The organism is Arthrobacter sp. GW460-12-1-14-TSB2 (genome assembly GCF_059423525.1).
In genome coordinates this window covers 19,957-37,984 of sequence record NZ_JBWKYC010000030.1, presented here as the reverse complement: position 1 = coordinate 37,984, position 18,028 = coordinate 19,957, and the positions used below count along the sequence as shown (strand labels likewise).

The 18,028-nt window shown below is 64.4% G+C and carries 17 protein-coding genes and 1 pseudogene; 9 read left to right on the top strand and 9 right to left on the bottom strand.

Annotated features, from left to right (window positions below; genetic code table 11):
• The 4 genes and pseudogenes from AC07YR_RS21825 to AC07YR_RS21810 form a co-directional block, all read left to right on the top strand.
• Window positions 1-295: pseudogene (locus tag AC07YR_RS21825) on the top strand (biotin synthase BioB); the annotation flags it as partial.
• Window positions 292-561 carry a biotin synthase auxiliary protein BsaP gene (gene bsaP / locus AC07YR_RS21820; RefSeq protein ID WP_494735229.1) on the top strand — a complete coding sequence of 90 codons (270 nt, stop codon included), beginning with the start codon at window positions 292-294 and terminating at the stop codon, window positions 559-561. The pseudogene AC07YR_RS21825 and the gene bsaP, both read left to right, overlap by 4 nt.
• A gap of 41 nt (window positions 562-602) precedes the next feature.
• Window positions 603-1,037, top strand: a complete 435-nt coding sequence (locus AC07YR_RS21815; RefSeq protein ID WP_494735228.1) for a pyridoxamine 5'-phosphate oxidase family protein — start codon at window positions 603-605, stop codon at window positions 1,035-1,037.
• A 26-nt stretch (window positions 1,038-1,063) separates the two neighbouring features.
• Window positions 1,064-1,483: a very short patch repair endonuclease gene (locus tag AC07YR_RS21810; protein ID WP_494735227.1), complete on the top strand. Its 420-nt coding sequence runs from the start codon at window positions 1,064-1,066 to the stop codon at window positions 1,481-1,483.
• Between the two features lie 30 nt (window positions 1,484-1,513).
• Here the strand turns inward: AC07YR_RS21810 and AC07YR_RS21805 are convergent, their stop codons facing one another.
• Entirely contained in the window at window positions 1,514-2,722 is a 1,209-nt protein-coding gene (locus AC07YR_RS21805) for a glycoside hydrolase family 26 protein (protein WP_055797900.1), read from the bottom strand.
• 242 nt (window positions 2,723-2,964) lie between these two features.
• Between AC07YR_RS21805 and AC07YR_RS21800 the strand changes: the two genes are divergently transcribed.
• Window positions 2,965-3,366 (top strand): Hpt domain-containing protein, encoded by a 402-nt coding sequence (locus AC07YR_RS21800; protein WP_055797801.1) that lies wholly within the window; start codon window positions 2,965-2,967, stop codon window positions 3,364-3,366.
• Window positions 3,367-3,428: 62 nt separating this feature from the next.
• On the opposite strand, the gene AC07YR_RS21795 is transcribed toward AC07YR_RS21800, so the two are convergent.
• Entirely contained in the window at window positions 3,429-4,184 is a 756-nt protein-coding gene (locus AC07YR_RS21795; protein WP_494735226.1) for a response regulator transcription factor, read from the bottom strand.
• A gap of 101 nt (window positions 4,185-4,285) precedes the next feature.
• Here AC07YR_RS21795 and AC07YR_RS21790 point away from each other — a divergent pair, with 101 nt between their 5' ends.
• A complete protein-coding gene (locus AC07YR_RS21790; RefSeq protein ID WP_494735225.1) occupies window positions 4,286-5,953 on the top strand; it encodes a sensor histidine kinase in 1,668 nt (555 codons plus the stop codon).
• Between the two features lie 50 nt (window positions 5,954-6,003).
• Here AC07YR_RS21790 and AC07YR_RS21785 read toward each other — a convergent pair whose 3' ends face one another.
• The 3 genes from AC07YR_RS21785 to AC07YR_RS21775 all read right to left on the bottom strand — a co-directional run bounded on the left by AC07YR_RS21785 (window position 6,004) and on the right by AC07YR_RS21775 (window position 10,578).
• Entirely contained in the window at window positions 6,004-6,645 is a 642-nt protein-coding gene (locus AC07YR_RS21785) for a TetR/AcrR family transcriptional regulator (protein WP_436056790.1), read from the bottom strand.
• Window positions 6,646-7,049: 404 nt separating this feature from the next.
• On the bottom strand, window positions 7,050-8,261 hold the full coding sequence (locus AC07YR_RS21780) for an McrC family protein (protein ID WP_436056789.1): 1,212 nt from the start codon (window positions 8,259-8,261) through the stop codon (window positions 7,050-7,052).
• Window positions 8,262-8,346: 85 nt separating this feature from the next.
• Window positions 8,347-10,578 (bottom strand): McrB family protein, encoded by a 2,232-nt coding sequence (locus AC07YR_RS21775; RefSeq protein ID WP_436056788.1) that lies wholly within the window; start codon window positions 10,576-10,578, stop codon window positions 8,347-8,349.
• Window positions 10,579-10,793: 215 nt separating this feature from the next.
• On the opposite strand from AC07YR_RS21775, the gene AC07YR_RS21770 reads away from it, so the two are divergent.
• Window positions 10,794-11,060 carry a PspC domain-containing protein gene (locus AC07YR_RS21770; RefSeq protein WP_494735224.1) on the top strand — a complete coding sequence of 89 codons (267 nt, stop codon included), beginning with the start codon at window positions 10,794-10,796 and terminating at the stop codon, window positions 11,058-11,060.
• Between the two features lie 75 nt (window positions 11,061-11,135).
• Here the strand turns inward: AC07YR_RS21770 and AC07YR_RS21765 are convergent, their stop codons facing one another.
• From AC07YR_RS21765 to AC07YR_RS21750, 4 genes are all read right to left on the bottom strand, one after another.
• Window positions 11,136-11,384, bottom strand: coding sequence for a PLDc N-terminal domain-containing protein (locus tag AC07YR_RS21765; RefSeq protein ID WP_055797782.1), 249 nt, complete (start codon window positions 11,382-11,384; stop codon window positions 11,136-11,138).
• Window positions 11,385-11,525: 141 nt separating this feature from the next.
• On the bottom strand, window positions 11,526-11,942 hold the full coding sequence (locus tag AC07YR_RS21760; RefSeq protein ID WP_494735231.1) for an acyl-CoA thioesterase: 417 nt from the start codon (window positions 11,940-11,942) through the stop codon (window positions 11,526-11,528).
• Window positions 11,943-11,995: 53 nt separating this feature from the next.
• Entirely contained in the window at window positions 11,996-14,038 is a 2,043-nt protein-coding gene (locus tag AC07YR_RS21755) for an ABC transporter ATP-binding protein (RefSeq protein ID WP_436056785.1), read from the bottom strand.
• Window positions 14,035-15,768 (bottom strand): ABC transporter ATP-binding protein, encoded by a 1,734-nt coding sequence (locus AC07YR_RS21750; protein WP_494735223.1) that lies wholly within the window; start codon window positions 15,766-15,768, stop codon window positions 14,035-14,037. The genes AC07YR_RS21755 and AC07YR_RS21750 overlap by 4 nt, the downstream gene beginning before the upstream one ends.
• Window positions 15,769-16,230: 462 nt before the next feature.
• On the opposite strand from AC07YR_RS21750, the gene AC07YR_RS21745 reads away from it, so the two are divergent.
• Complete coding sequence (locus tag AC07YR_RS21745; RefSeq protein WP_436056783.1) at window positions 16,231-17,013, top strand: hypothetical protein; 783 nt, start codon at window positions 16,231-16,233, stop codon at window positions 17,011-17,013.
• A 79-nt stretch (window positions 17,014-17,092) separates the two neighbouring features.
• A complete protein-coding gene (locus AC07YR_RS21740) occupies window positions 17,093-17,995 on the top strand; it encodes a class F sortase (RefSeq protein WP_494735222.1) in 903 nt (300 codons plus the stop codon).
• Window positions 17,996-18,028: the final 33 nt, after the last annotated feature.

The following is an 18,028-nucleotide window of genomic DNA, read 5'->3' as shown; positions in this document are numbered from 1 at the left end:
CTTCCTCAACCCCCGCCCCGGCACCCCGCTCGAAAACCAGGGCATCATGGACGGCAAGGACGCCCTCCGGGCCATCGCCGCGTTCCGCCTCGCCATGCCCCGCACCGTCCTGCGCTACGCCGGCGGCCGGGAACTGACGCTCGGCGACCTCGGCACCCGCGAAGGCCTCCTCGGCGGCATCAACGCCGTCATCGTCGGCAACTACCTCACCACCCTCGGACGCCCCGCCACCGCCGACCTCAACCTCCTCGTCGAGCTGAACATGCCCATCAAGGAACTCCAGAAGACACTATGAACAGGGTTTCATCCACCGGCCGCTCAACCGCCGGCAACCCGGCGGACGCAGCCACCGCTAAGTTTTGCGGCCACTGCGGCGAGCCGTCCGACGGCGGTGACGGTCCGCCGTCGGGCGTTCACCTCCGCTGCGGCGAGCAACTCACGCTGGAGCCGCCGCGCTACTGCGCCGCCTGCCGGCGCCGCATGAAGGTCCAGGTGACACCGCTCGGCTGGAGCGCCGAATGCTCCCGGCACGGTGTCACCGAAACGAGAATGCGTGCTTAAGACACTGGCCTTTGCCCGCCGCCGGCTGAACAATAAGGCTCATGATGTTCACACACGAAGACGGCAACCCCATTCTGAACCTTGACGATGACCAGTCGTGGAAGCTCCTGGAGGGCACCAAACACGGCCGGCTGGTCGTGACTGTGAGCGGCGAACCGGATATCTTCCCGGTCAACTACGCCGTGGGCAACCGCAAACTGTATCTTCGGACAGCTCCGGGAAACAAGCTTGCAGAGCTGACCATCAACGCTAATGTCCTCTTTGAGACAGACGGCATCATGTCAGATGAGGCCTGGTCCGTGGTGCTTCGCGGAACAGCGCGGGTCCTCGACCAGTCAGCCGACATCGCGGTGGCGGAATCGCTCGGCTTGAAGCCCTGGGTGCCCACGCTGAAGGACTTCTACGTCGAGATCGAACCGGTTTCCGTCAGCGGACGGCACTTCCAGTTCGGGGAACATCCGGAGCGCGAAATCTAGGGACTGCGGCCGCCTAGACTTAATTCATGGCTGACCAGCTGACTCCCGAACGGCGCAGCTGGAACATGTCCAGGATCCGGGGCAAGAACACCAAGCCGGAGTTGCTCGTGCGGAGCCTGCTGCATGCCAAGGGCTACCGATACCGGTTGCACGGCAGCGCCCGCGGCGGCAAACTCCCGGGCAATCCTGATCTGGTGTTCGCGGGACGGCACAAGGTCATCTTTGTCAACGGCTGCTTCTGGCATTTCCACGACTGCAAGGCCGGGCAGCACGCTCCCAAGGCAAACGCGGAGTTCTGGGAGGCGAAACGAACCCGCACCAGGAACCGCGACGCCGAACAGCGCCGGCTCTTGGAAGCTACCGGCTGGAAAGTACTCACTGTTTGGGAGTGCGAGCTCAAGGACGCCTCTGCCTTGGAAGAACAGTTGGAGCAGTTTCTCGCCTGACGCGGGCCGCACTCCGCCCCAGCAACCGGACTACGACGCGCGGCGGGCCGCCAATGCAGCGTTGAACGCTGCCGCCGACGTGTCACTGCTGTTGATGCGCCAGTCCGTTTCCTTCTGCAGATGGAACCAGACGAAGCCCACCACGTCCGGCTGGGCTGCGAGGTAGCTCACCAGATCCGTATTCCACTGCGCTTTGGAACCGCCGGCCTCGGCAGACGCGGTCTCGGCGATCAGGATCGGGAGCCCGGGCGCAAGTGTCCGCAATTGCGCTATGCCGGGCGCAAATAGATCCTGCGGCGACATCCAACTACTCCACGACGCCGAGGTTCCCCAGTTATATCCGTCGAGTGCAACAACGTTCACGTAGGCGGCGCCCGGGAACAGCCCGGCAAGATCAGTGGAACCAAAATACGGAACGTTCGGGCTCCAAACCCAGGCCACGTTGCTGGCGCCGGTTGCTGCAACGACGTCGTGCACATGCCGCCACGCCTGTACGTAGTCGCCGGGCTGGTTGCCGTTCACACCCTCCGCCCACGGGTACCAGTTGCCGTTCATCTCGTGGGCGAACCGGAGCTGGACCGGCTGGCCCCAGGACGCCAGCGCCTGCCCCCACTGCGTTATGTAGGCATCAAAGTCGCCCGCGGCGATCCTGTCCAGGGCGTACGCGGGCTGCGTCAGGCCGCCGCCCCACGCCCAGGGTTCCCACGTGATCAAGGGGACGGCTCCGCGTGCCCGCACTGCATTCATCTCCGCGAGGGGCGGGGGCTGCTGGAAGTCCTCGTAGAACAGCACGGTGGACGGACTCTCCCCCGAAATCCGCGCCACTTCATCCAGCTCGGCACCAGCCAGCGGGCCGCCCGGCGTGGCCGCCCCAAAGCGGAGCGCCGCCGTGCTGATCGGAGGGATCGCGGGGGCGGAAGAAGTCACGGTAAACACAGAAGAGGACTTAATGGAGGAGGTTTTCGCCGTGATGGTCAACGGTCCGGCAACCGCCGCGGGGATGGTGATTGAGGCGCTGAAGGTACCGGATGCCGCAGTCTTGAACGAAAACGTGGTGGAGCCAACTATCACGGTTCCCGTGGTGGACGCCTTGAACCCGGTTCCGCTGACTGTCACCGCCGAGCCGACGGGCCCGGTATTCGGGTTCAGGTACACCTGGGCCGCAGCCGGTGCTGCCTGGACGGGCTGGATGGCCGCCAGGCTGAGGCCCAGTCCCATCACCAGCCCCGAAACAAGCATTTTCACGATCCTGAACACAGCGGTCCCCGCAATCGGCTGGTGGCCCGAGAAGCCACAGGTCAGTTCAGTGCCGGCAGACACTTGTCCCGATCCTAAAGCTCAACCGGCCTTCCCCGATCAAGATTGGCGCAAATTTTTCCGGAAAGCGCATTCCACCTCCGTGGGAGCCCTACTGTAAAAGAGGCAAGGATGTGTCCGCACCCGTTATCCCGGTTGTGCAGGCCCAAGGGAAGGGGTGTCCAATGGATGGACAGGATGGCGCCGGCCAGCCGTACGTGGACCCCTCCGTGCTGCAAACACTCCGCTGTGAGCTTGAGCCCGACGCCGAGTACTGCACAGTGTTCGTGAATAGCTACATCCAGCAATTACCCCGACGGCTCGACCGGCTCCGCCACGCTGTGGAGGCCATGGACGTCGACGCAGCCATGGATGCGGTGCTGAGCGTGAAGACCTCCAGCATGATGGTGGGGGCGGCGTACCTGAGCAGGCTCGCGGATGAGCTCGAAACCATCCTGAAGCATTTGGAATCCCATCCGGAAGCCGTGCCAGCGCAGCCGCCACGGATTCAGCTCGCGCTCCTGGAAAGCATGGACGCGTGCACCGACCAGACCGTGGCCGGCCTCTCGGCGGCCGCAGCGGCCTAGCCCCAGCCCAATAGCCCTCCGCGGCGCCACCAAGCCGGGCCCCCCGGATTCAGCTCCGGGTTTCAGCGTTCGGCAGGAGCCAGCCGGTAACCCACACCGCGCACAGTCTGCAGCCAGCGGGGGTTCTGCGGGCTATCGCCCAGCTTCTTGCGTAGGTTGCCCATGTGCACTTCCACGGACCGCTCGTCCGCCTCGGAGATGTAGCCCCCGACATCGTACGGTTCGTCGCGCAGCCGCTTCACCAGTTCGGATTTGGTGCGCACCATGCGGCCCGCCTCGAGAAGGGCGTGCAGCAGGTCGAACTCGGTGCGTGTCAGGTGCAATTCGCGTCCGTCCACGCTCACGGTCCGTGCTTCGTAGCTGAACTCGAGCCCGTTGTGCGTCAGCGTCCGGCCGTTGCCGGCGACGACGGCAGGTGCCTTGCCCCCGGAGGAGGAGTCCGACGTCGAACGCGGACGGCGCATCATGGCGGCGACTCGCGCGCGCAGTTCGCGGGGACGGAAGGGCTTCGTCAAGTAGTCGTCCGCCCCCGATTCCAGCCCGATGAGGGTGTCCAATTCCTCGGCGCGGGCGGTCAGCATCACAATATACGCGTCGGAAAACTCCCTGATCTGGCGCGCGACTTCAAAGCCGTCGATATCAGGGAGGCCCAGGTCCAAGGTGATGACTGCCGGATTAAGTTCCTTGGCAGCAACCACGCCGGCAGCCCCGCTACTGGCCACTTGGACATCGAACCCGGCCTGGACAAGCACAACCCGCACCAGTTCACGGATGTCGTGATCGTCCTCGATTACCAGACCCACACGTGATTCACTCATCGCAGCCCCCTCAGTCCGCTCGATACCGTCAGAAGTATAGCGCTCGCCGGATATCGTGGGGGTATGCGTCCAGTAAACCGCACGTCGAAATCTAGCCGGCCATGAGCGGCAACCTCACCTGGGACATCAAGTCGGGCCGGATTCTCTTCTTCCGCCGGCCGTTTCACGAGTACTCGCTGCGGGGACGGGTCACCTTGAGCCAAATGCCGCTGTCCATCACGGCAGCGCTTACGGCCGTCCTGATGATGTTGTTTTTTCCGGTCACGCTGGGTAATCCCCTGTTCCTCGCATTCCTGGCCACGCAGGTCCTGATCCTGGCACTGTGCTACTTCACGCCCTGGGAGAGGTTGCCGTTCACCAGCTTCCTGATCATTCCCATCCTTGACTTCATCTCGATCGCGCTGGGCAGGGAGGGCGGGCAGGAGAGCCTGACGGGTATCAGCCTGCTGGCCGTCTTTCCCGTCATCTGGCTGTGTGCCTCAGGGCTGTACCCCAGGACTTCCCTCCTGGTTTCTTTCCTCGGCCCCCTGGGCATTATCTGGGTGCCGTTGTTCCTTCGCGGCGACGTCACCGGGCAGGACCTGGCGCGGACGCTGCTGCTGCCGGTGATGATGTTGGGGATCGGCGTATCAGTGAGCGTTTTGACGCTCAGCATGGTCCGGCAACAACGGGACCTGGAAGAGAAGGACGCTCAGCTGCGGGTCACGCTCAAAGAGAGCAAACGGCAGGAGGAACTGCTGAATTCTGTGCTGGAAACCGTGCATATGGGCGTCCTGGCCGTCGATGCCGACGGGCACGACATCCTGATGAACCGCAAACAACGGGAAAACCACCGGCTCGCTACGCCGGCGGGAAACAGCGACCCCAACGAATCCCAGCTCCTGGTGTTCCAAGCGGACCGGACCACCACCGTCCCGGTCGAACAACGGCCGGTCCGCCGCGCGGTGATGGGCGAAAGTTTCACGGACAATCTGGTGTGGCTTGGCAGCGGCAGTGACCAGCGTGCCATCACCACCAGCGCCCGCGCCATGCGGGACCAGGACGGCGCCTTCGCCGGCTCGGTGATTGTGTTCAGCGACGTCACCGACCTGGTCAACGCCCTGGCCGCCAAGGACGACTTCGTGGCAAATGTTTCCCACGAATTCCGCACCCCGCTAACCTCGATCCTGGGCTACGTGGAACTGCTGCTGGACGATCATGACGGCGTGGGCGCTCCGCACCGTGACGCGCTCATGATCATCCGGCGGAACTCCGAGCGGCTGCTCGGGCTGGTGTCGGACCTGCTAGCCAGCCGGAGCGGGCAGCTCATCGTCAGCCCGCAGGCGGTAAACGTGGCGGAACTCGTACGGGCGAGCATTAGTGCTGCGCTCCCCCGCGCCGCCGCAGCGAAGGTGCGGCTCCGTGCCGCCGCTCCTGAACGACTCGAGGCCCACGTGGATTCCGGGCGCATGTCGCAGGTACTGGATAACCTCGTGTCCAACGCAATCAAGTACTCGCCAAACGGCGGCGACGTTGTGGTGTCGCTGGACTCAGAGGGACCGGAACTGGTGTGCGAGGTAACCGATACGGGCATGGGCATGAGCGACAAGGATCAGGCGGAGGTGTTTACGAAATTCTTCCGGACCAGCAACGTGCGGAACACTTCGATCCCGGGAGTGGGGCTGGGCCTGCCCATCAGCAAAGCGATTGTTGAAGCGCACGGCGGGACCATCCAGCTTCGCAGCGCACTGGGAGAAGGAACCACGTTCACAGTTAGGGTGCCGGTTTAGCGTCCGGCACGCCGGCAGAGGCACGCCCACGGTCAGCCTGCGGGCCGCGGTCAGGCTTGTGGCCGGTACTGCTCAATCAACGTCCGGGCCATCGCCTGCGCACGTTTGGCGGCGCCGGTATCGCCTTCCGTGGCGGAGATGATGGACCCCTTCATGAGGATGTGCCACGAGCGGGAGAAATCCTCGGTGTCGCGGAGTCCCGCCTCCTCGGCGAGCTGCTGGACGTGGCCTCGGATCCTGGCGAGGTAGTCAATGCTTGCCCGCCCCAGCGGATGGTTCGCGCCCATTTCCAGCAGGATGTTAATGAAGGAGCACGCCTCGAAATCGTCGCGCCGGAACCAGTCGCCGAAGACGTCGAAGATGGCAAGCAGCTGCTCGGCGGGCGTGCTGCCGCGGCGGCGCGCGTCGGCGACGATCATGTCCACGGTCCAGACGCGGTCGCGCTGCTCCAGGAAGGCAAGCACCAGCTCATCCTTGGAGGCAAAGTGCCGGTAGAAGGTTGCCTTGGCCACGCCGGCGCTGCTGATTAGCTCGTTGACGCCCACATCGCGGATACCCCGGCGCGCGAACAGCTGGTACGCCGTATCAACGATCCGTTGCCTCGCGTCGGCAGCACCAATCGCAACCTCGCCCACCGGGGCAGGCTGTACCGGTGCAGGCTGAATCACTGCGGGGTCTGGCGTGGGGTTCATTACAAATAGTCTAGCTCAAAGGGGAGACAGACTTGTCTGTCTGAGATAAAATTCTCTACATTCCGGTCGGTCGAATTCCCAGCGTTTGAGCCAGAGCGCTTGTGCCACAGGAGGGTAAGAGATGCCGAAGAAATTGCTGTCAGCCGCAGAGTCCCATCAGGGGAATCCGTGGCAGGCGCGGTCCGGGATCCATGCCGTTGGGGGGCCCGTCCGCGGGCGCGTGAATCTTGAGCCGATTCGCCACCAGTCGTGGGAAATCATTAATGCAATCCTGATGGACAATGATCCCGAAGGGTCGGAAATCCGCAATCAGCTGCGCCGTTGCCTCAACAAAAACCGAGGCAACCCTGAGAGGGCCTTGCTCATGCACCTCATGTCAATGCCGGGCCGATCCGCGCCCGTAATCATTGATTAAGTCCTGCCTGCCGCACCACTTCGCCCCAGGACTGCTGTGCCAGGTCAGCAACAGCTGCCAGGATGTCCGACGGCGGCAGGGACAGATCAAGCGGGTACTCCACCACGTCGATGTCCGTGTGAAGGATGCGGCGGAGTTTCATTTCCCCCGAGCCTGCGTACACAAGCCAGGCAGTGGGGACGCGTAGGGCCGTGCAGTAGGCCAGCATCTGGAAGTGGTCCGCGGACAATGACGCGCCCTGGTCCGTAGCCGCCCGATACTTTGTGTCGTAGACCACCACGGGGCGGCCGCCCAGGAGGTGGACGGCGTCCGGATTCACCGTGAGCCGGTCGGAGTCGCGCACTGCCTCGTTCAGCAGTGCGTTGTACTGCAGCCGCATCTCGCCGGGATATGCGGCCATGGCTTCGCGAAGGGCAGTGCCCACAAAGTCTTCGAAGACCTGGCCCATGTCCACGACGAACGACGCCGTCTGTTGCTTTCCGTCGCCGGCTTCGGCTGAGGCGTTGCGCAGGATCACTTCGGAGAGGCGGAGCACCGCATGGTACCGGGCGTTCATTCTCGTGGCCTGCCACGGCGGCAGCGGTGCTCCGGACTGAAGCCGCGTGACAGCGTCGAGCTTTCCTTTCAGCTGCCGCAGGCGGCTCTGGACGTCAGGCCGCACGCGCGGAACCTGGGCCATGCGCTCCAGGGCGGCCCGCAGGATGCGGTTCTCGGCGATGTCTTCGGTGAATTCGTCATAGGAGACTTCCAGCGGCACCAGCATTCCGGGGCGGCGCGAGATCTGGTCCGAGATCCGGATCCTGCCTTTCACGGTCCGCAGCGATTCGTCCACGGTGAGGTAGCCCTGCAGGACGCCGCGGCTCAAGGCCCTGTCCGCCAGCTGTGCCAGCGATTCGGCCAGCGCGCTCCACAGGTCCGAGTCTTCGACGGCGGCCACGGGGTCGTCGCGGAAGCCCTGGTTCCCGGCATAGCTGAGAAGGAACAGCAACCGGCTGAGGCCCAGCCGGTCCTTGGGCCGCACTTCCAGCTGCACCGTGGGTGTCCGCACGGAGCCCACCATGCCTACCGGCTCGATCCTGAACAGGCCCATGCCCATGGGGGACGCCTTGGCCAAGCCGCTGGCGTTCAGGAACGCCGCACTGGCGGCGTCAAGCTTGTCCACCACACCGCCGGACAGCTCGTCCAGGACAATGTGGCGCACGGCCTTGCCGGCACTGGAAGGCGGCCTCGCCGGCGGCGGCGGAACGGTGACGGCGGGCCTCAAGCCCTTTGCCGGCAGCAATTCGTTAGCGGGACGCAAGGCGGCCCAGCAGCTGCTCCAGTCCGAAGCGCTCCTGCAGCTGTGCCCGGTTCAGCTGGCCATGGTAGTGCTCTTCAAGGAGCGGCATGAGCTCGTATTTCCAGATCCGGCGCAGGCCGGAGGGAGTCTGGGCGGCCTTCTTCATGAAGTACGACGGCCCGATCATGAGGTCGCGGTCCCACTCGTCAATCGCGTCGTTGAGGGCGTCGAGGAGGAGTGCCGGGGTGGTGTCCAGGTTCCGGGCCTGCAGGAAGCGGAGCAAGGACCCCTTCACCGGTTCGGTCTTGGGATGCAGCTCGATGAAGGAGAAGCGCCGGCGGATGGCCGCGTCCATCATGGCGATGGACCGGTCCGCGGTGTTCATGGTCCCGATGATGTACAGGTTGTCCGGCAGCGTGAACGGCTCGTTGGGGCTGTACTGCAGGTATATCCGGTCATCGCGGTATTCAAGCAGGAAGTACAGCTCGCCGAACACCTTGGCCAGGTTGGCACGGTTCATTTCATCGATGATCAGGAAGTAGGGCTTGTTCTCGTTGCCGGGCTTGGCAGCCTCTTCCGCAAGGCGGCGCAGTGGGCCGGCCACCAACTTGAAGGACACCTGCCCCTCGTCCGTTTTGTCCGGCCGGAAGCCTTCAAAGAAGTCCTCATAGGCATACGACGGGTGGAACTGCACCAGTTTGACGCGCTCGTCGGTGCTGTCCCCGGCAAGTTCGGCCGCGAGGTGCTTGGCAAGGTACGTCTTGCCTGTTCCGGGCGGGCCGTAGAGAACCAGCTGCCGGTTCTCCTCCAGGAGTTCGGCGATTTCCTGCAGCGGCTCTAGGTCCATGTGCAAGGACGCGGCGAATTGTTCCGTCAGCGGGCGGAACCCTTCCGGAACGGGCTCGACGACGGCGGCCGGCTCGGCGGCGTCGTCGGCCTCCGCTTCCGCTTCGGCGGGCAGCAGCGCCTGCAGCGCCTGCACTACCCGGGTGACATCGACGATGACTCCGGGCGTGGCCAGCTGGCGCTGGACGTGGCGCGGAAGGTCCGCCGTGCTGTGCGCGTCGTCGAACCAGCGGACCTTGCGGCGCATCCGGCGGTTGTCCTCGTTATGTTCGGGCTCGCCCAGCACCCCGCCCAGCCGGACGGCGCCGGCGTGCTGGTACAGGACCAGGTCGCCCGGTTTCATGACGGTGAGGAAGGCAAATACGGCGGTCTTGTTGTCCTCGCGCTCCACGTACCCCAGGTGCTTGTAGTCCTCATCCACGGCGTGCTGCACGACGCCCGCGGTGACCCCGGCATCCAGGAGGCGCAGATGCTCGACGTCGAGCGTCACTTTCTCCTCCCCGTGCCACGCCGCCAGGAGGTCCTTCACGTCATGGTGCGTGCGCAGGAGCCAGGCACGGCGGCCCGGGTCCCCCACCTTGCGCCACTGGCTCACCAGCTGGCGGGCGTACCAGTCGATGCGCTGGCCTGCCTGCTTGTCGAGGTAGAGGCGGATACGGTGGATGTCAGCGGTAATTTCGGCTTCGCTATCACCCTTGGCGCCGCCCACCAGGGAGGCGAACGCGTCCCGGATTTCCTGCCGCTCCACGTCCGCCACCACCGGCTCGAAGTAGCTTGGCCAGGCCAGGTACTCGATGCTCCGGCGGATGGCCGGCTGGTCATCCGGGGTTCCCGACGCGAGCTGATGGAACGCGAGGGGGTCCTTCAACGCCTTGGTCACGGCATTCGTGGACTGCTGGTCAACATGCTGCACAAACCGGCACAACCACTTCAGGTGGTCCCAGATGGTCCAGTTAAATTCGGCGGTGCGGTCGCGGATGACGCCGTGGTCCGTCATGCCCTCGTAGAGTTCGTCCGGAAGTTCCAGAGGCGGCTCCAGCCAGGAGGCCGCCTCGGCCACGCGGGCACGTTTGACCTTCAGCGACTTGACCTCGTGCGCCAACGGCAGCGACTGGAGGAACAGCAGCTCGACCGCCAGCTGCTTGGCTGCGCGGGAGGCATCCGAGAGGTTTTGCCGCAGGTTGGTCATCATGGGCGCCTTGGAATCCGCGACGCCCCGCTCCAGCCGTTCCAGCAGTTCGGCGGCAGCTGCGGTGGTCCACGTCTGGGTCCGTCCGTCCAGCGCTGACGGCTTTCCCTGCAGGCCTGCCCCGAGGACAAACCACGCCGCGTCCTCGATCTCCTTGGAGATTCCGGGGGCGCGGGTCATGGCAGGCTTCGCGGTTGGGGTCATGCCTTCAAATTTACAGGCTTAACCTGAACGGCAGCACCACGGGGCGCCATAAGTTACTGACCGGTAAGGCTTTGGTCATTATGTATGTTTACATGGCCCCGGATTTAATTGCCGGTTCCTGTGCCGCTTCAATTGCCCGCCGGCATCCGTGGCTTTCGGCCCTAGGAAGTGTGGCAGGGACGGCCATAGTCTGGCCGCACAACGAGGAGCGTGCCATGACTTTGAACGACCTGACCCAAAAAACATTCGCTGCTATCCGGGCAACCGGGCTTAGCCGCGGACCGGACAGGTGGATCGGCGGCGTCTGCGGCGGAATCGCAGCCAAGCTGGGTGTGGACCCCAACGCAGCCAGGATCGTCTTCCTGGTGCTGTCCCTGATACCGGGCCCTGCCGTCACGTTCTACATCTGGGCCTGGATCCTCCTCCCGGACAGCACCACGAACCGCATCTACCTCGAGTCGTGGCTGAGCACGACTCAATGACCTAAGCCGCGTTGCGACGCGGGACGGCATGATGCCGCGGGGGCGCTGCGATGTGTTGGAGGCTGATGCGGGGAGTCAGCGCTTGGCGCTGGCGGGCAGGTTCTTGCGACCGAACGCGAAGTAGCTTCCCGGACCGACGAAGTTGATCAGCGTGACAGCACGCCACAACGCCTTGCTGCCGCGGATCTGCTCCGCGGGCCGCCGGGAAATGTCCCGCTGGGCCGCGATCAGGAGGGAGAGCTGCACGGCGGCTGCCACCAGGGTCCCGAACCGTGCCAGCGGCGGCATTTCCTTCCAGGACTTCTTCTTTTTCTTAGTGGCCATGGCCGATGCTCCCTCGTTTGTGGACTTGTTCCGTTGGTGGATTGGTTCCGTTGGTGGATTGGTTCCGTTGGTGCGTTTTTCTGGCGCCCCCGTGTGACGATCATAGGGACGCCGCCCCGCTCCAAGGTAGGGGCTTTGGGCTCAGGCCGTGAACGGGGCCAGCCGCTCCTTCTGTTCCGGAGTCAGCCGCAGCACCCTGCCGGTAGCCTCATCCACGAAGGCCAGATGCGTGGTGGCCTTGACGCAGTCCTCCCTGGTCACCGGGTCCTGCAGCAGGTAGTGGATGTCGAAGCTGGCACCTTTAACGGCGCCGATCCACAGCTGGACCACAGCCGGAACGTTCCGGTAGTCGAGCGTCCTGACGTACCGGATCTTGTGCTCCACCACCAAGGCCATGGTGCCCTCTGCCACGTCGTTGAACAGGGACACCTGCGGCTCGATGCCGGGCAGGCCGGCGCCGCGGGGCGGTCCGAAGGCCGCGATGCGGGCTTCCTCCAGGATCCGCACGATCTGCACATTGTTGACGTGACCATAGGCATCCATGTCTCCCCAGCGCATGGGCACCTGGACCTCGATGCGCCGGCCGCTTGTCACGGTCCGGGCGGCGGCGCTCAACTCCGGGCCGCCGTCGTGTTGTCCGTGGAATCCGCCAAGGCGGCGTCCGCGTCCTCGCCGGCGAACTGGGACATGTAAAGCCGGTGGTAGGCGCCCTTGAGTTCCAGCAGGTCGTGGTGGTTGCCCTGTTCCACGATCCGCCCGGCTTCCATGACCAGGATGGTGTCGGCGTCGCGGATGGTGGACAGCCGGTGCGCAATCACAAAGCTGGTGCGGTCCGTCCGCAGGGCCGCCATGGCTTTCTGGACCAGGACTTCCGTGCGGGTGTCCACCGAACTGGTTGCCTCGTCCAGGATGAGCAGGGACGGGTTGGCCACAAAAGCCCGTGCGATGGTGATGAGCTGCTTCTCACCTGCGCTGACGTTGTTGCCTTCCTCATCGATGACCGTGTCGTAGCCGTCCGGCAGTGCCCGGACGAACCGGTCAACGAACGTTGCACGGGCCGCCTCCATGACTTGGTCCTCGGTGGCGTTGAGGTTTCCGTATTTGATGTTGTCGTAGATGCTGCCGCCGAACAGCCAGGCATCCTGCAGCACCATGCCCACTTTGGCCCGCAGCTCGGAGCGGCTCAGGTGGGTGATATCCACGCCGTCCAACGTGATGCTTCCCGAACTGAGCTCGTAGAACCGCATCACCAGGTTGACCAGGGTGGTCTTGCCAGCGCCGGTGGGCCCGACGATTGCAACGGTATGACCCGGCTCGGCGGTGAACGAAAGGTCCTCGATCAAAGGCTTGTCCGCGGAGTAGCTGAACGTCACGTGCCTGAACTCGACGTGGCCGTCGGTCTTGGCGGGCAGGTGCTCGGTGGCGGTCTCGGCATCCTGTTCCTCGGCATCCAGGAATTCGAATACGCGCTCTGCCGAGGCAACGCCGGACTGCAGCATGTTGGCCATGCCTGCCATCTGGCCCAGCGGCTGTGTGAACTCCCGGGAGTACTGGATGAAAGCGGTGGCGTCGCCCAGGCTCATGCCGCCGGAAGCCACCCGCAATCCGCCGACCACCGCGATGCCAACGTAGCTGAGGTAGGAGACGAACTGCATGACCGGCATGATCATGCCGGAGACGAACTGGGCTCCGAAGCTGGCCTTGTAGAGGGCTTCGTTCCGTTCATCGAAGCTTGCCAGGATGTCCGCGTCGCGGCCGAAGACCCGCACGAGGTCGTGACCGGAGAACGATTCCTCGATCTGGCCGTTGAGCTGGCCGGTGTTTTTCCATTGCGCTGCGAACAGCTTCTGGCTGCGCGAGCCGATGATGCCTGCGGCCACGCCGGACAGCGGGAGGGCAACCAGTGCGATGAGGGCCAGCTGCCACGACACCACGAACATCATGATGACGATGCCGAGCACCGTCAGCGCGGAACTGAGTAGTTGCGCGAAGGCCTGCTGCAGCGCCTGCTGGATGTTGTCGACGTCGTTGGTGACGCGGGACAGGGTGTCGCCCCGCTGGCGGGTGTCGAAGTAGTTCAACGGCAGCCGGTTGAGCTTTTTCTCGGTGTCGTCACGCAGTTGGCGCACCACCCGCATCACGAGCACGTTCAAGACATAGCCCTGCAGCCAGGTGAAGATGTTCGCCACGAAGTACATCACCAGAACCACGCTGATCAGGAACGACAGCTTCTGGAAGTCGATTCCCACACCCGGAACGAGTTCCATCTTGGCGATCATGTCCGCGAAGTTGTTGTCGCCCTGGGCGCGCAGCCCGTCGACGAACTGGTCCTTGCTGACTCCGGCGGGCAGCTGCTTGCCCACTACTCCCCCGAAGATGACATCCATGGCCTGCCCCAGGATCTTGGGGGCAACGACGTTCAGGACGACGGCGACTGTCACCATTGCGAGGACCACGGCGATGCCGGCGGCCTCTGGCTTAAGCAACCCCATCAAGCGCTTGGCGGACGGCCAGAAGTGCTCTGCCTTCTTCGCCGGCGTCCCGCCGAACATGTCTCCGTCGGCCTCCGTGGGCTTGTATTCCTCTTCGTAGAAGTCGTCGTCCTCCGCGGGAACCGTGTCCCGGCCTGCCGCCAGTTTTTCGTTGGTGCTCATGCCACTTCCTCCGCGGTCAGCTGGGACTCGACGATTTCCTGGTAGGTGGTGGAACTCAGCAGCAGTTCATCGTGGGTTCCCCGGTCCACGATCCGGCCGTTGTCCAGCACCAGGATCTGGTCGGCATCGGCAATGGTGGACACGCGCTGGCCCACAATGATGACGGTGGCGTCCGCCGTCTTTGCCTTGAGCGCACGGCGCAGCCGGGCGTCCGTGGCGACGTCGAGCGCCGAGAAGGAGTCGTCGAACAAGTACACCTTGGGCTGGGTCACCAACGCCCTGGCGATGCACAGGCGCTGGCGCTGGCCGCCAGAGACGTTGGTGCCCCCCTGGGCGATCCGGGACCCCAGCCCGTTTTTCTTGTCCCGGACGAAGTCAGCAGCCTGGGCCACGGTGAGCGCGTCCCACAGCTCCTGATCCGTGGCCTCCGTCTTGCCGAACCGCAGGTTGTGCTCGATGGTCCCGGAAAAGAGGTACGGCCGCTGCGGCACCATGGCCACACGGCCGGTGATTTCGGAGCGTTCCAGGTTGGTGATGGGGACGCCGTCGAGCAGTACTTCGCCGGACTCGACGTCGTAGAGCCGCGGCAGCAGCGACAACAGGCTGGACTTGCCCGCACCGGTTGACCCGACGATGGCCACGGTCTGGCCGGGCTCGGCCGTGAAGCTGATGTCGCTCAGGACAGGCTCTTCGGCGCCGGGGTAGGCGAAGGAGACATTGCGGTACTCCACGCGTCCCGTCCGCTGGGCGGGCGCCACCGGCGCGGCCGGTTCATGGATGGAGGGCTCGACGTCGAGCACTTCACCAATGCGGTCCGCGCAGACCGAGGCACGCGGAATCATCATGGCCATGAACGTGCCCATCATGACGGCCATGAGGATCTGCAGCAGGTACTGCAGGAAGGCCGTCAGCGAGCCCACCTGCATGTCCCCCGCATCCACGCGCTGCCCGCCGAACCACAGCACGGCTGCTGTGGAGACGTGCAGGATCATGCCGATGGCCGGGAACATGAGGACAAACAGGGAGCCAATCTTCAGCGAGACGTCGGTGAGATCGCGGTTGGCTTCGCCGAAACGCTCCGTCTCGTGCGGTTCGCGGACGAAGGCCCGGACCACACGGATGCCGATGATCTGCTCGCGGAGGATGCCGTTGATGCGGTCGATTTTCGTCTGCATTGAGCGGAACAGCGGCATCAGGCGGACCACGAGGTAGCCCACGACGGCAATTAGGACAGGGACGGACACCCAGACCAGCCAGGACAGGCTCAGGTCCTCGCGCAAGGCCATGACAATGCCGCCGATGCACATGATGGGCGTGGCCACCATGAAGTTCAGCCCCATCAGCACGAGCATTTGCACCTGCTGGACATCGTTCGTGCCGCGCGTGATCAGGGTGGGCGCGCCGAAAAAGTTGACGTCCTTGGCTGAAAAGCTGGTCACTTTGCGGAAGACGCCGCGCCGGAGGTCCCGGCCGAATGCCATGGCCGCCTTGGAACCGAAGTAGACGCCGGTGATGGCGGTGGCCACCTGGACCAGTGCAACGCCGAGCATCAGCCCGCCCGTCCTCCAGATGTAGTCGGTGTCGCCGCGGGAGACTCCCTCGTCGATGATCTGTGCGTTCAGGCTTGGTAGGTAGAGGGCCGCGATGGTGGATGCCAGCTGGAAAAGAATGACTGCCGCGATATACGGCAAATACGGCTTGGAGTAGCGCCGTATGAGGGTGACAAGCATGCCCGGGAGTCCTTTGGAAAGTGCGCGAAGTGTATGGAGGAAAGTAATAGCAGCGGGGGCTGACACTCTCAGCCTTCCCACTCTACGAAATTCGTTGCCTCGGCGAAACAACGCCGGGGAAATATCATCCGAATGGCGTATCGGCCGAGGGGGCGTTGTGGCGGGCCGTCTTGCCGGCGTGGGCAGTGCCACTGCAGCGTGCGCACGTGCCTCTTGTTACGGGAGAAACGGGTGTCACCCCTCGGTTCAAAGGGGAATCGCTGTGAAAAACGAGTGCCCAGTCAAGTACCGGCCACTCGCGACTACGCAGTGCCTGAGGCTTAGCGTGAAGTGGTCAGATAGTTGACAACTCTGCTGGAGAGTCGCAGGTGGACTGGGCATCTACGAACAACGGTCGGCTCCTCCATGGGCCTCCCGCTCCCGCAGTCTGGTCAGTCCAAAATGATCCAGATGGAGAATCCCATGAAGAGAATCCTCGCAACTGCCGGAATTGCAGGCATTGCGTTAATAGGCGTCACGGCTCCGGCAAATGCCGGCGACAAGGGCGATGACAACGACAAAAAAGTCAGCATTTGCCACGCAACGGGCTCCGAAACGAACCCTTACGTTCACATCACCGTCAGCGAAAACGCGCTCAACGGAAATGGTGGCCATGCTTCGCATGAAGGCGACCTGATTCCTGCACCGGCGTACGGTTGCCCGGGCGGAGGCAAGGATGATGATGACGACGACTCGGGCCATGGCCCGGACAAGGTCACCATTTGCCACGCCACGGGATCCGAAAAGAACCCGTACGTCGTCATCACGATTCCGGAAAAGGCCTGGTGGAACGGCCACAAGGACGGACACAACGGCCGCGCCGACATCTACCCGGTCCCGGCCGGTGGTTGCGTCGCAGAGGAAGAGGAAGAGGAAGAAAAGCCAGAGACTCCGCCGGTGGTTGTCCCGCCCGTTGTCGTCCCGCCGGTCGTGACACCACCGGAAGTGACACCGCCGGGAGTGACACCACCTGCTGTAACTCCGCCGGCGCAGACTCCCACGGGAGCTGCAGCGGCACCGGTCGGGGCGGCAGCGGCAGTAGTACCCGTAGTCAACCGCGGTTTCAACGCCCAGACCGCGGCCGGAAGCCAGCCCGACGCCGGAATGCCGGCCTGGTTCGGCGGCCTGGCTGCACTCCTTGGGGCAACGGGGCTGATTGCCCTGCGGCAGCGGGGACGCCTGCAGGACGTGCCCGGATCCAAGTAGGTCCGATCCTGCGGTGAGGACGGGCATCCGCCATCACGGTGCGATGCCCGTCCACGCCACTCTCCCTGGAGGAGTCCAGATGTCCTTCCCCGGCCACAAGCCCGCAGACAGCCCGCCCCTGGGTAGCCGGACCGCTGCCCAGGAGTCGGGCGAGAGCCGGACCCCTCCCCCGGAGGCCGGCGAGCGCCGTTCCTTCGAAGGCTGGCGGCTCAGCCGCCTGGCCCGCAAGCTGCCTTTCCTGAAGCGCCTTTCACTCAACCGTGGCGACCGGCTGCTGCTGCTCGCCGGCGTTGTGGCCTTCTTCGCCCTGACGTTCCTGCCGGGCATCGTAAGCGCCGGGAACTCCTCCGGCGGGAGCGGGACCGGACTCCACCTGGAAGCTGCTCCGTATTCACGGTCCGCCACCCCGAGTGATGCCGTCCCGCCGGATACGTTCGCCTGGAGCGGCAAGGGCTCGGCGGCCGTCGCGGGCAAGAAATCCCCGGCGGTTGCGCCCGCAGCACAGCAGCCCACGCCGAGCGTTCCCAACTATCCACCGGCCGCTGCGCCCACGCGGATCGTGTATCCCGCTGCCGGGCTGGACGTCACCATCCATCAGCTCACGCCGGCGCCGGCGGAACTGGAATCCCAGGCGATCGTGCCGCCGATCACCGTGGACGGATACTGGGTGACAAACTTCGGCATGCCCGGCGCCGGGTCCACCAACAGCACCTACATCCTCGGACACAGCTGGGAGGGCCGCGACGCTCCGTTCAACCGGCTCAGCGCTTCGAGCACCCCGGGGGACATCCTGGAAGTCACCACAGCAACGGGAACCATGCGATACCGGGTGGATTCGGTGGATACCTACGTGAAGTCGAGCCTGAAGGACAGCCCCATCTGGACCGGCTTCCCCAACCGCCTCGTCCTCATCAGCTGCTACACCGAAGACCCCTGGGGAAAGAACGTAGTGGTGGTCGCCTCCCCGGTACCGGAGCCCTGAGGACTACATCGCAGCGGGGGGGGGGGGGGGGGG